Origin of the sequence: Dechloromonas sp. ZY10 (genome assembly GCF_041378895.1) — a bacterium.
Taxonomy (GTDB): Bacteria; Pseudomonadota; Gammaproteobacteria; order Burkholderiales; family Rhodocyclaceae; genus Azonexus; species Azonexus aquae.
In genome coordinates, this window is the sequence record NZ_CP144212.1 from 3,195,639 (window position 1) to 3,207,630 (window position 11,992).

Consider the following 11,992-nt stretch of genomic DNA (forward strand, 5'->3'; position numbering starts at 1 on the left):
GCCCCGCCGGTAGCGGTCGCCGGACGGCACCTTCCTGCCGCTTGGAGCGAGTCAGCCGGGCGGAGGTTCCGCCCGCCCACTCATTCAGGCCGGTGGGCGACCGGCGCTGGCCAGCGTAAAGGGCAACATGACCGAGAACACGCTGCCCTCACCTTCGCGGCTGCGCACCTCAAGCCGCCCGCCCATCAGTTCGACCAGTTGCCGCGAAATTGCCAGGCCCAGACCGGCACCGCCGAACGCACGGGTCGACGAACCGTCGGCTTGGGCAAAGGGCAGGAAAATCTGCTCCAGTTGCGCCGCCGGAATCCCGACACCGGTGTCGCTGATCACGATCTGCGCCGTTACCAGCCCCGGAGGCTGGACCTCAACCCGCAAGTCGAGGGTAATGCTTCCATGTGCGGTAAACTTGATCGCATTACCCAGCAGATTGAGCAAAATCTGGCGTAGCCGCAGGGCATCGCCCAGCACCTCTCGCGGCAGATCGGCCGGCAGACCGAAACGCAGGTCGAGCCCTTTCTTGTGGCAAGGCGGCGTCATCAGGCGCACCACATCGCCGACCACTCCGCCGAGCGACATCGGCTGCTGACGGATAACCAGCTTGCCGGCATCGAGGCGGGACATTTCGAGAATGTCGCTGAGAATCGCCAACAAGGAACGCGCCGAATCCAGCGACATCTGTACGGCATGCCGGGTTTCTTCGTCGCTGGCCGACATCAACGCAATTTCGCCCATGCCGATGATGCCGTTCATTGGCGTCCGCAACTCATGGCTCATGTTGGCCAGAAATTCGCTTTTTGCCCGGTTGGCAGCTTCCGCTGCATCCCGGGCCTGTTCCAGATTGAGCATGATCCGGTTGCGCTCGGCCTCGCTCACCGCCAACGCCTCCTCAGCCAGGTTCCGGGCGGCAAGAAAACCGTTGAACGCAGTTGCCACAGTCTGAATCTCGGCACTGCCGGCAACAGCCACCGGCGCCGCCGGCAACCCTGGGCGCATGCTGCGGGCCCGCTCGTCCATCGCCACAGCCAGCGCGCCGAGTGGAGCGAACAGGCGCCGCCCCAGCCACCAGACCAGCGGCAAGGCAAGCACCATCAGCAACAGGGTAACCAGCGCCATGTCGCGCTGGATCTTGGCCACCGGCCGCAAGGCCTGCTCGACCGGGATCACCGAAGCCAGAACCCAGCCGGTGGTAGCCAGTCGGCGGAAGGTGAAAAACCCGTGCAGGCCACGGTGATTGACCCCTTCCAGCGTTCCTTCGTAGCCAGCCAAAGCACGCGCCAGCACCGGATGGTCGCGTTCAGCGGGCACCGGCTGCAGGATCAGCGAACGATCCGGATGGGCAATGAACTGCCGATCGGAGGAAACCAGGTAAAAATAACCGTGCTCGCCGATCTTGCGATTGCCGAGTTCGCCAATCAGATTGGCTTTGTAGAGGTTGAGCACGCCACCGACGATGGCCACCAGTTCGCCACGGGAGTCGAGTACCGGAGCCGCAATGACGACGATCGGCTGGCGCGTTGCCTTGCCCAGAATCGGCTGTGAAATGAAGGGCTGGCGAGTCGCCTGCACGCCCTTGACATAATCGCGGGCCGACATGTCAAGACCACGCCGCCCCGGCTTTTGCGGCCAATCGACAAGCAGCACCCCGCGGGCATCGAAAATATAGAGGTCGTCGAACAACGCCAGCAACTCGGCCTTGCCCTGCAAATGCCGCTCCAGCGCCGGCAGGTCGGCCAACCGGTCAAGCGGCACCGTGCGTGCCGACTGCTGCAACATCGTCTGACGTTCCTCGATCTTGTCGTCAAGTTGCTCGGCCAGCGCGCTGAGGAGCACAAACTGCTCCTTTTCGATACCGGCTTGCAGGTCGGCATGCAGCGAATAGAACTGCGCAAAGGACTGGACGATCAGCAAGAGCACCGCGATCGCGGCGGCACCGAGGGTCAGTTTGAGCTTGAGGCTGAGCGAAGTCATGGCAACGGAGGAAGTCAGTCCGTTATTCTATTACGGCAACTCCCCCCTTGGCTCATGGTTTTTTCGGAAACAACACCTTGCCTGGGTTAAGCAGGGCCAGCGGATCGAGCGCGTCCTTGAGCGCCTGCATCACCGCCACCGCGACCTCGCCATGTTCGCGGGCGAGATACTTGCGCTTGCCCAGACCGATTCCGTGCTCGCCGGTGCATGTGCCCTCCATCTGGATCGCCCGCTCGACGACGCGCGAACTGATCCAGGCCGCTTCGTCCATTTCTTTCGGATTGTCCGGATCGACCAGCACCACCAGGTGAAAATTGCCGTCACCGACATGCCCGAACAAGGCAATCGGGATCGACACCTGCGTGATGTCGGCCTGCGTCTCGGCAATGCACTCGGCCAGCCGCGAAATCGGTACGCACACATCGGTCGGAAAGCAGCGGCAACCGGGCTTCAGCTGCAGGCAAGCGAAGTAGGCATCATGGCGCGCCTGCCACAGCCGCGAACGCTCTTCGGGACGCGTCGCCCAGGCGAAATCGGTACCGCCCAGTTCGCTGCTCAGCATCTGCACCGTCTCGGCCTGTTCGGCAACGCCGGCCGGCGAACCGTGAAATTCGAAAAACAGCGTTGGGGCCTCGGCCAACGTCGTCTTGCTGAAGCGATTGATCGCCGCCAGGGCCAACTGATCGAGCAGTTCGATACGGGCGACCGGCACCCCCAACTGGATGGTCTGGATTACCGCCTGCACGGCGGCATCGATGCTCGGAAAAGTGCACACCGCCGCCGAGATTGCCTCGGGAATCGGATAGAGCTTGACCGTCAACTCGGTCATGATGCCCAGCGTGCCTTCCGAGCCGACCAGCAGGCGGGTCAGGTCATAGCCGGCCGACGACTTGCGCGCCCGGCCGCCGGTTTTCAGCACGCGACCGTCGGCAAGCACCGTGGTGGTCGCCAGTACATTGTCCTTCATCGTACCGTAACGCACCGCATTGGTCCCGGAGGCCCGGGTCGCGGCCATTCCGCCCAAGGTCGCGTCGGCCCCCGGATCGATCGGGAAGAACAGGCCGGTTCCCTTCAGCGCATCGTTCAACTGCATCCGCGTGACCCCGGCCTGGACCGTCGCATCGCCGTCCTCGGCATGGATCGCGATGATCTTGTTCATTCCGGACAGATCGAGCGAAATCCCGCCTTGCGGCGCCAGCACATGCCCCTCGACCGACGAACCGACGCCGTAGGGAATCAGCGGTACGCCATATTCGGTGCACAGGCGGGCGACTGCGACCACCTCGTCGGTACTCTCGGCAAACACCACGGCCGCCGGGAGCATCGGCGGATGCACCGACTCATCGCGGCCATGCTGCAGGCGATGCGACTCGCCGGTAGTGAAGCGCGAGCCGAAGCGCTGACTCAGGGGTTCGCTCAAGGATGGGGGCAATACGGACACGGGACTCTCCAGGAAAGCGCAGTACTCTGCGAACAACCCGGGCAAATTACCACAAGGGTAGACACGTATTGACGCCAACTGCGGGCACCGCGAGAATCGCGAGGTTTTTGCACGACCGGTCGATCAACCAGTCTGCAACCCATCCATTAATCAGAAACCTGGAGCATCTCCTATGCAACTCAAGATTTCTGCTGTAGCCCTTTCCGTCGCCGCTGCCTTCGCCCTGTCGGCCTGCGGCCAGAAAGAGGAACCGAAAGTCGCCGCACCGGCTCCGGCTGCGGCACCGCAAAAGCCGGAAGTGCTGGTCAAGATCGGCCATGTCGGCCCGATGACCGGCCCCCAGGCCCACCTCGGCAAGGACAACGAAAACGGCGCCCGCCTGGCGATCGAGGAACTGAACGCGCAGGGCCTTGAAATCGGCGGCGCCAAGGCCAAGTTCGAACTGCTCGGCGAAGATGACCAGGCCGACCCGAAGCAAGGCACCACCGTCGCCCAGAAGCTGGTCGATGCCAAGGTCAATGGCGTCATCGGCCACCTCAACTCGGGCACCACGATTCCGGCCTCCAAGCTCTACTCCGATGCCGGCATTCCGCAGATTTCCGGCTCCGCAACCAACCCGACCTACACCCAGCAAGGCTTCAAGACCGCCTTCCGGGTGATGGCCAACGACGTGCAGCAGGGCAAGGTGCTCGGCGAATTCGCCGCCAAGCAGGGCGCCAAGGCTGTTGCCGTGGTCGATGACCGCACGGCTTACGGCCAGGGCCTCGCCGACGAATTCCGCAAGGCCGCCGAAGCGGCCGGCCTCAAGGTCGTCGCCAACGAATACACCAACGACAAAGCCACCGACTTCAAGGCCATCCTGACCAAGATCAAGTCCAAGAAACCGGACCTGATCTTCTTTGGCGGCATGGACGCCCAGGGCGGCCCGCTGGTCAAGCAGATGGCCGAACTCGGGATCAAGGCCAAGTTCCTTGGCGGCGACGGCGTGTGCACGCCGGAGTTCATGAAGCTCGGCGGTGCTGCTGCCGAAGGCCAGTTCTGCTCGCTGCCGGGCCAGCCGCTGGAAAAGCTGGCCAAGGGTCCGGAATTCAAGGACAAGTTCACCAAGAAATTCAACGCCGAAATCCAACTCTACGCACCGTACGTCTACGACGCGGTGATGGTGATGGCCGACGCGATGAAGCGTGCCGGCTCCGCCGAACCCGCCAAGTATCTCCCGGAACTGGGCAAGACCAAGTACGACGGCGTTACCGCACTGATCGAGTTCGATCAGTTCGGCGACCTCCAGGGTGGCGCAATCTCCCTGTACCAGTACAAGGCCGGCAAGCTGGATTACGTTGAAACCCTCGGTGGCGCAGCCGCTGCTCCGGCTGCCGAAACGGCCAAGGCAGAAGCTGCTCCGGCCCCGGCTGCGGCCGCTGTTCCGGCACCGGCCGACAAGAAATAAGCCCCTCCGGGCTTCCGCAAACGGCGCCGCAAGGCGCCGTTTCCTCTTTCTGCGGACCTGAAAGCTAATATGGATATTTTCCTGCAACAAATCATCAATGGCCTGGTCCAGGGCAGCATTTATGCCCTGGTCGCGCTGGGCTACACGATGGTCTACGGGATCATGGGACTGATCAACTTCGCACACGGCGAAGTGGTGATGATCGGCACCCTGACCGCGATCACCGTCGCCGGCACGCTGCTCGCGTCCGGCATGCCGCCGGCGCTGGCCGGCCTCGCTGCCCTGATTGCCGCCTCGTTGCTGTGCATGGCAATGGGCTGGGGGCTCGAACGGATTGCCTACCGCCCGCTGCGCAATGCGCCGCGCCTAACGCCGCTGATCACCGCGATCGGCATGTCGATCATCCTGCAAAACCTGGCGATGATCGTTTGGGGGCGCAATTACCAGACCTTCCCGCCGCTGTTCCCGAAAATCAACTTTGAACTCGCCGGGGTGCACTTCACCGCCGTCCAGGTGGTCATCGTCGTACTTTCGGCCGCAACCATGCTCGGTCTGACGCTGCTGGTGTATCGCACCAAGCTCGGCATGGCGATGCGCGCCACCGCCCAGAATCCGGCCGTCGCCGGACTGATGGGGGTGAACAGCAACCGCGTGATTTCCGCCGCCTTCGTGATCGGCTCGGCACTCGCCGCGCTGGCCGGAATCATGGTCGGCGCCTATTACGAGATCGCCCACTACCAGATGGGCTTCATGCTCGGCCTCAAGGCCTTCACCGCCGCCGTACTCGGCGGGATCGGCAATCTGGTCGGCGCAATGGCCGGCGGCATCCTGCTCGGGATCATCGAAGCCCTCGGCGCCGGCTACATCGGCGACCTCACCGGCGGCTTCCTCGGCAGCCACTATCAGGACATCTTCGCCTTCATGGTGCTGATCGCGGTGCTGATGTTCCGCCCCAGCGGCCTCTTTGGCGAAAAGACGGGAGACCGCGCATGAGTATCAAAAACTGGCTTTCGCCACGGTCGACCGTGGGAATCGCTTTAATTGCCATTGCCCTGATCGCGCTTCCGTTCGCGCTGGCCACTGGCGGCCAGGCCTGGGTACGGATCGCCAACTTCGCGATCCTCTATGTCTTCCTCGCCCTCGGCCTGAATATCGTGGTTGGCCTCGCCGGCCTGCTCGACCTTGGCTATATCGCGTTCTACGCGGTCGGCGCCTATACCTGGGCATTGCTCGCCAGCCCGCACTTCGGGCTGCACCTGCCGGTCTGGGCGATCCTGCCGATCGGCGCGGCCTGCGCCTGCGTTGCCGGCGTGCTGCTCGGTTCGCCGACACTGAAGCTGCGCGGCGACTATCTGGCCATCGTCACCCTCGGTTTTGGCGAGATCGTGCGCATTTTCATGAACAACCTGAATGCCCCGATCAACATCACCAACGGCGCCCAGGGCATCACCCTGATCGACCCGGTCAAGATCGGTGACTTCAGCTTTGCCGGCAACAGCACCATTTTCGGCCTGACGCTGAGTGGACCGCAGAAATACTATTTCCTGCTGGTGGCGCTGGCCTTGCTGGTGATCTTGGTCAACCTGCGCCTGCAGAATTCGCGGATCGGCCGCGCCTGGCAGGCGATCCGCGAGGACGAGATCGCCGCCAAGGCGGTCGGGATCAACACCCGCAACGTCAAGTTGCTCGCCTTCGCCATGGGCGCCTCGTTTGGCGGCATTGCCGGCGGCGTCTTCGCCGCGATGCAGGGCTTCGTCTCGCCGGAGAGTTTCTCGCTGATCGAATCAGTGATGATTCTGGCGATGGTGGTGCTCGGCGGCATGGGCCACATCCCGGGCGTAATCCTCGGCGCGGTGCTGCTGGCGATTTTGCCGGAAGCCCTGCGCTACGGCGTCGCGCCGATCCAGCAACTGCTCTTCGGCAAGGTGCTGGTCGACCCGGAAAGCCTGCGCATGCTGGTCTTCGGCCTGGCGCTGGTGCTGGTGATGCGCTTCAAACCGGCCGGCCTGTGGCCGGCGCCGGAGCGCAAGGCTGAACTGGAGGAGGGACGCGCATGAGCGACAACACCAATCCGACGCAAAAGCCGGTGCTGCTGGCCGCCAAACAAGTGGCCAAGCATTTCGGCGGGGTCAAGGCGCTGCGCGATGTGTCGCTGACCATCCGCCAGGGCGAAATCTACGGCCTGATCGGCCCCAACGGGGCCGGCAAGACCACTTTCTTCAACTGCATGACCGGGCTCTACATTCCCGACGGCGGCGGCTTTGATTTCGCCGGTACGCCGCTGGTGGCGGATGCCCCGGACCAGGCGGCGGCGCGCGGCATCGCCCGCACCTTCCAGAACATCCGGCTGTTCGGCAACATGACCGCGCTGGAAAACGTGATGGTCGGCCGCCACGTGCGGACCCAAGCCGGCGTGATCGGCGCCATGCTCAACAGCGCCGCAACCCGCGCCGAAGAAAAGGCGATTCGCGAGCGGGCGATGGAATTGCTGCACTACGTCGACATCGCCGAGCGGGCCGACGACCTGGCCAAGAACCTCTCCTACGGCGATCAGCGCCGCCTGGAAATCGCCCGCGCGCTGGCTACCGAACCCAAGCTGCTCTGTCTCGACGAACCGGCCGCCGGCATGAACGCCACTGAAACCGGCGAATTGCGCGAGTTGATCGAGGGCATTCGCGGCGACGGCACCACCGTGCTCCTGATCGAGCACGACGTGAAGCTGGTGATGGGCTTGTGCGACCGCGTCGCCGTACTCGACTACGGCGCGCTGGTTATCGAGGATGTACCCGCCGTGGTACAGAATGATCAACGTGTGATTGAGGCATACCTAGGTGCTTGAAGTTACCGGACTCCATGTGGCTTACGGCGGCATCCAGGCCGTCCGCAGCATCACCTTTCACGTCAAACAGGGCGAGACCGTCGCCCTGGTCGGCGCCAACGGCGCCGGCAAGACGAGTACGCTGAAAGCCATCTCGCGCATTGTCCCGGCTACCGGCGACGTGCATTTTTGCGGCGAAAAGATGTTGCAGGTCGCGCCGTACGATCTCATCCGCAAGGGCATCGCCCTGGTCCCGGAAGGGCGCGGCGTTTTCCCGCGCCTGACCGTCGCCGAGAACCTGGCGATGGGCGCCTTCATCCGCGACGACAAGGCTGAAATCGCCCGCGACGTCGAACGGATGTACGCCTATTTCCCGCGCCTCAAGGAACGGGAAACCCAGCTGGCCGGCACCCTCTCGGGTGGCGAACAGCAGATGCTGGCGCTCGGCCGGGCCTTGATGAGCCGGCCCAAGCTGCTGTTGCTCGACGAACCTTCGATGGGTCTGGCACCGATCATGGTGCAGAAGATCTTCGAAGTCGTCCGTGCAGTGGCCGCTGAAGGCATGACCATCCTGCTGATCGAGCAGAACGCCAAACTGGCGCTCGAAGTCAGCCAGCGGGCCTACGTGATGGAAAGCGGTGAAATCACCCTGACCGGTGATTCCGCCGAACTGCTGCACGACCCCAAGGTCAAGGCCGCCTACCTCGGCGAATAAGCTCCGCTGGCCACCGCAGCCCACGGGTCACCGCCCGTGGGCTTTTTTCATGGTGCCGGGTGGGCCGAACTCTCGAAGCGCCGCTCGGCGCGTTCGAGATGGCGGATCAGGACGTGTGAAATCAGGTTGATCCCGATCCCGGCGAAGGTCGCCGGCAGCAGGTAGATCGCCATCCCGAGCTGGCCCGAGAAAATCGCGTCGTCGAACAGCGACGGCGTCTGCTTGACGATCTCGGCCAGGCGTTGCAGCAACAGCAGATCGATCCCGGAGAGCAGGATCAGGATCGCCGCCAGCGCCAACACGGTCAACGGCGAAATCGAGCGCTTTTTCCACATGAAATAGTAGATCGCCAGCGGCAAGCCGATTGAGCACAGCAACAGCGCCACGAATTCGAGTTCGAACCACATCGCGCCGCCGCCCTCACAACCACTCGGAATCGCCGTCGGCGGCGAGACCGTCGCTCAAGGCGCCGAGATCGTCGCCATAAGAATTGTTCGCGACCGTTTCGCCCGGTGTCAGCAATCCCTGGCTGGGCGGATGGGTTGCCGCCCCTGCCAGCAGGTGTTCGATGCCTTGATACAGGAAGGAACCGGCAACCACCCCGGCCGCGGTGGTCGCAACCGTCCCCAGCCAGCCCGGCGCACCGCTACTCGCGGTACCGCCAGCGCCGGTCACTACCGGCGGCGGCGCAAGCGGGCGGGCCTGGCCGCCCCAGGTCGTATCGCCGAGCAACGAAGCCCCCGCCGGTGCCGCCTGCAAGCGCCGAAGGTCGTCGTGCGCGGTCTGCAGCGCCCGTTCCTGGAGCAACACCCGCTGTACCAGCAAGTAGGCGGCATCCGGCTGGCGAGCGACGGCCTCGCTGATCAGTCGTTCCGCCTCGGCATCCCGGCTCATCAGTTGCACTTGCGTCAGCCGATTCAGCAAGGCCGTCAATTGTTCGCGTTCAAGGTCGTTCATGTGCAAGCTCCCGATGAAATTCAGTTCCCGCATCTTGCAAAAAAGTCGGCGCTGCTTGCTGAGCGCTTGTGCAAGCAGTTGTTTCGATCTGTTTCCCACCGCCTTTTTACCTGTATCAAATGCGCCGCGGCGCCGGCGCGACACAATCCCGCGATCTCGCATCGGATTATTGGCATGAAAAAACACTTCCTCCTGCTCCTCGCCAGCTGTCTGCTGCCGCTCTCCAGCCTGGCCGATGAGCCGGAAGCACCGCCGCCGCCGAGCGCACCCAAGCTGGCCTACGGCCTGCTGGTCAAGCAGGGCGACAAGATTCTCTTCGCGCCCTGCCGCGACCGCAGCTACGCGCTGGTCGAAGACGTCTCGCCGGACAAGGCGGTCACCCGCGGCCTGCAGCAGGTCGGCCTCGACCAGGGCCAGAAGCTCTACGTCGAACTGGTCGGCAGTGTCGAAGGCATCGCGCTCAAGGCCAGCGCGCTCAATTTGGCGCGGACCAACGGCCGCTGCCAGCAACCGGGCGGCGCCGAGGAAAGCTGGCGGGCTGCCGGGCAGATGCCGGGCTGGCTGCTCGCCGCCGGTGGCGACCGGGTCACGCTGAAGCGCGAAGGCCAGAACGAAGACCGCATCTGGCCGCACCAGGAGTTCCAGCGCGATGGCGATCACGTCCATTTTGCAGCCCAGGCCGGCAACGAGCAGATCGAACTACGCTTCGAACGCAAGCTGTGCCAGGACCCCGCCGCCGAAGCCGTGTTTGGCTGGACAGCACAACTGAAGCACAACGGACAAACGCTGCAGGGTTGTGCCTGGCAACGCTAGTTCCAGGTTGGCCGGAAAAACGAGCCTGGGGCCGGTGGACCGTGGACCGGGCCGCAACCGTTGCCCGTTCCGTAGAAATTTCCCCGTTCCGGACGCACATGAAAAACGCCGCATCGCTGCGGCGTTTGGCATTTGCTTCTGACGGCAGCGCGCTTATTCGCCCGCTTCCCGGACATAGGGTTCGCGCAGCTCGACCGGCTTCGCCGTCTTCTTGCGCATCCGGATATTGAGCATCTCGACGCCGACCGAGAAGGCCATCGCGAAGTAGATATAGCCCTTCGGCACATGGTGGCCGAAACCGTCGGCGATCAGGACCACGCCGACGACAACCAGGAAGGACAAGGCCAGCATCTTGATCGTCGGATGATTTGAGACGAACTCGCCGATATGGCGGGCAAACAGCATCATCAACCCGACCGAAGCGACCACCGCAGCGATCATCACGCCGACCTGACTGACCATGCCGACCGCCGTGATGATGGAATCGAGCGAAAAGACCAGGTCGATCACGATGATCTGGGCGATGACCCCGGCAAAGGTCGAGGCGACCTTGCGGGATTCCTCGCCCTCCTCGCCTTCCAGCAACTGGTGCACTTCGCCGGTACTTTTCCAGATCAGGAACAGGCCGCCGCCGATCAGGATCAGATCGCGCCCGGAAATCCCGTGGCCCAATAGCGTCAGCACCGGCTCGGTAAGGCCGACGATCCACGACAAGACCAGCAACAGCGCGATGCGCATGAACATCGCCAGGAACAGACCGATCCTGCGTGCCACTTCGCGTTTTTCCGGTGGCAGCTTATCGACCAGGATGGAGATGAAAATGATGTTGTCGATCCCGAGGACCAGTTCCAGCGCAGTCAGCGTGAAAAAGGCGATCCAGATTTCGGGCGAGGTCAGCAGTTCGAGCATGGCGGGCATCCGCGAAAGAATGAAGTCGCGATTGTAGGGGCATCCCCTAGGCCATCACCAGACCGGAGCGGGAAAAGATGCTTCGAAAAAACCGGAGAGAGCACAACGCCCCCGGCTTTTTACCGAAAACCACGGTCGACCGTGGAAAACGGCAAAAAGCCGGCGGCGGCTTACAGCATGTGGCGCAGGAAAGCCTGGGTGCGGGCCTGCTGCGGCTGCCCGAACAAGGCTTGCGGCGGCCCGGCTTCGACAATCTCGCCGCCGTCCATGAAGATGGTGCGGGTGGACACGTCGCGGGCAAAACTCATCTCGTGCGTGACCACCAGCATGGTCATGTGCTCATCGGCCAACTGACGCATGGTGCGCAGCACTTCGCCGGTCAGTTCAGGGTCGAGCGCTGAGGTCGGCTCGTCAAAGAGCATGATGTCGGGGGCCATCGCCAGCGCCCGGGCAATCGCCACCCGCTGCTTCTGGCCGCCGGACAGGCGCGACGGATAGGCGTCGCGCTTGGCGAACAGGCCGACCTTGCGCAGCAATTCGTCGGCCAGCGGCTCGATCTCGGCACGGCTCATCCCCTTGACCGTCAGCGGTGCCTCGATCAGGTTCTGCAGCACGGTCAGATGCGGAAACAGGTTGAAGTGCTGGAAAACCATCCCCATCCGCCGGCAGATCCGCCGCGCCTCGACTTCCGGCGCGTAACGACAATGGCCTTGTCCATCGCCGCAGACCAGGGTTTCGCCGGCGATACGAATTTCGCCGCGATCAATGCTTTCAAGATGGTTCAGACAGCGCAGGAAGGTGCTCTTGCCCGAGCCGGACGGCCCGATCACCGCGATTACCTCGCCCTTGCCCACCGTCAGCGAGACGCCGCGCAGCACCTCATGCTCGCCGAAGCGCTTGTGCAGGTCGTGCGCGACGAGCATC

The 11,992-nt window shown here is 63.5% G+C and carries 12 protein-coding genes; 6 read left to right on the forward strand and 6 right to left on the reverse strand.

What is annotated here, in order from left to right; all coding sequences use genetic code 11:
* Nucleotides 1–84: 84 nt before the first annotated feature.
* Both VX159_RS14620 and VX159_RS14625 read right to left on the reverse strand, forming a co-directional pair.
* Nucleotides 85–1,968 (reverse strand): sensor histidine kinase, encoded by a 1,884-nt coding sequence (locus tag VX159_RS14620; RefSeq protein WP_371323611.1) that lies wholly within the window; start codon nucleotides 1,966–1,968, stop codon nucleotides 85–87.
* A 52-nt stretch (nucleotides 1,969–2,020) separates the two neighbouring features.
* Nucleotides 2,021–3,409, reverse strand: coding sequence for an FAD-binding oxidoreductase (locus VX159_RS14625; protein ID WP_371323612.1), 1,389 nt, complete (start codon nucleotides 3,407–3,409; stop codon nucleotides 2,021–2,023).
* 172 nt (nucleotides 3,410–3,581) lie between these two features.
* Here VX159_RS14625 and VX159_RS14630 point away from each other — a divergent pair, with 172 nt between their 5' ends.
* The 5 genes from VX159_RS14630 to VX159_RS14650 all read left to right on the forward strand — a co-directional run bounded on the left by VX159_RS14630 (nucleotide 3,582) and on the right by VX159_RS14650 (nucleotide 8,389).
* A complete protein-coding gene (locus tag VX159_RS14630) occupies nucleotides 3,582–4,856 on the forward strand; it encodes a branched-chain amino acid ABC transporter substrate-binding protein (RefSeq protein ID WP_371323613.1) in 1,275 nt (424 codons plus the stop codon).
* A gap of 69 nt (nucleotides 4,857–4,925) precedes the next feature.
* Nucleotides 4,926–5,849, forward strand: coding sequence for a branched-chain amino acid ABC transporter permease (locus VX159_RS14635; protein WP_371323614.1), 924 nt, complete (start codon nucleotides 4,926–4,928; stop codon nucleotides 5,847–5,849).
* Entirely contained in the window at nucleotides 5,846–6,913 is a 1,068-nt protein-coding gene (locus VX159_RS14640; protein WP_371323615.1) for an ABC transporter ATP-binding protein, read from the forward strand. The genes VX159_RS14635 and VX159_RS14640 overlap by 4 nt, the downstream gene beginning before the upstream one ends.
* On the forward strand, nucleotides 6,910–7,695 hold the full coding sequence (locus VX159_RS14645) for an ABC transporter ATP-binding protein (RefSeq protein ID WP_371323616.1): 786 nt from the start codon (nucleotides 6,910–6,912) through the stop codon (nucleotides 7,693–7,695). Before VX159_RS14640 ends, VX159_RS14645 begins: the two co-directional genes overlap by 4 nt.
* Nucleotides 7,688–8,389 carry an ABC transporter ATP-binding protein gene (locus VX159_RS14650; protein ID WP_371323617.1) on the forward strand — a complete coding sequence of 234 codons (702 nt, stop codon included), beginning with the start codon at nucleotides 7,688–7,690 and terminating at the stop codon, nucleotides 8,387–8,389. Before VX159_RS14645 ends, VX159_RS14650 begins: the two co-directional genes overlap by 8 nt.
* 47 nt (nucleotides 8,390–8,436) lie before the next feature.
* Here the strand turns inward: VX159_RS14650 and VX159_RS14655 are convergent, their stop codons facing one another.
* Nucleotides 8,437–8,796: a hypothetical protein gene (locus VX159_RS14655; RefSeq protein ID WP_371323618.1), complete on the reverse strand. Its 360-nt coding sequence runs from the start codon at nucleotides 8,794–8,796 to the stop codon at nucleotides 8,437–8,439.
* Between the two features lie 13 nt (nucleotides 8,797–8,809).
* Complete coding sequence (locus tag VX159_RS14660) at nucleotides 8,810–9,346, reverse strand: DUF2076 domain-containing protein (protein ID WP_371323619.1); 537 nt, start codon at nucleotides 9,344–9,346, stop codon at nucleotides 8,810–8,812.
* A 174-nt stretch (nucleotides 9,347–9,520) separates the two neighbouring features.
* Between VX159_RS14660 and VX159_RS14665 the strand changes: the two genes are divergently transcribed.
* Nucleotides 9,521–10,159, forward strand: coding sequence for a hypothetical protein (locus VX159_RS14665; RefSeq protein WP_371323620.1), 639 nt, complete (start codon nucleotides 9,521–9,523; stop codon nucleotides 10,157–10,159).
* Nucleotides 10,160–10,312: 153 nt separating this feature from the next.
* Here the strand turns inward: VX159_RS14665 and VX159_RS14670 are convergent, their stop codons facing one another.
* Both VX159_RS14670 and VX159_RS14675 read right to left on the reverse strand, forming a co-directional pair.
* Nucleotides 10,313–11,068: a TerC family protein gene (locus VX159_RS14670; protein ID WP_371323621.1), complete on the reverse strand. Its 756-nt coding sequence runs from the start codon at nucleotides 11,066–11,068 to the stop codon at nucleotides 10,313–10,315.
* A 170-nt stretch (nucleotides 11,069–11,238) separates the two neighbouring features.
* On the reverse strand, nucleotides 11,239–11,991 hold the full coding sequence (locus tag VX159_RS14675; RefSeq protein ID WP_371325535.1) for an amino acid ABC transporter ATP-binding protein: 753 nt from the start codon (nucleotides 11,989–11,991) through the stop codon (nucleotides 11,239–11,241).
* Nucleotide 11,992: the final 1 nt, after the last annotated feature.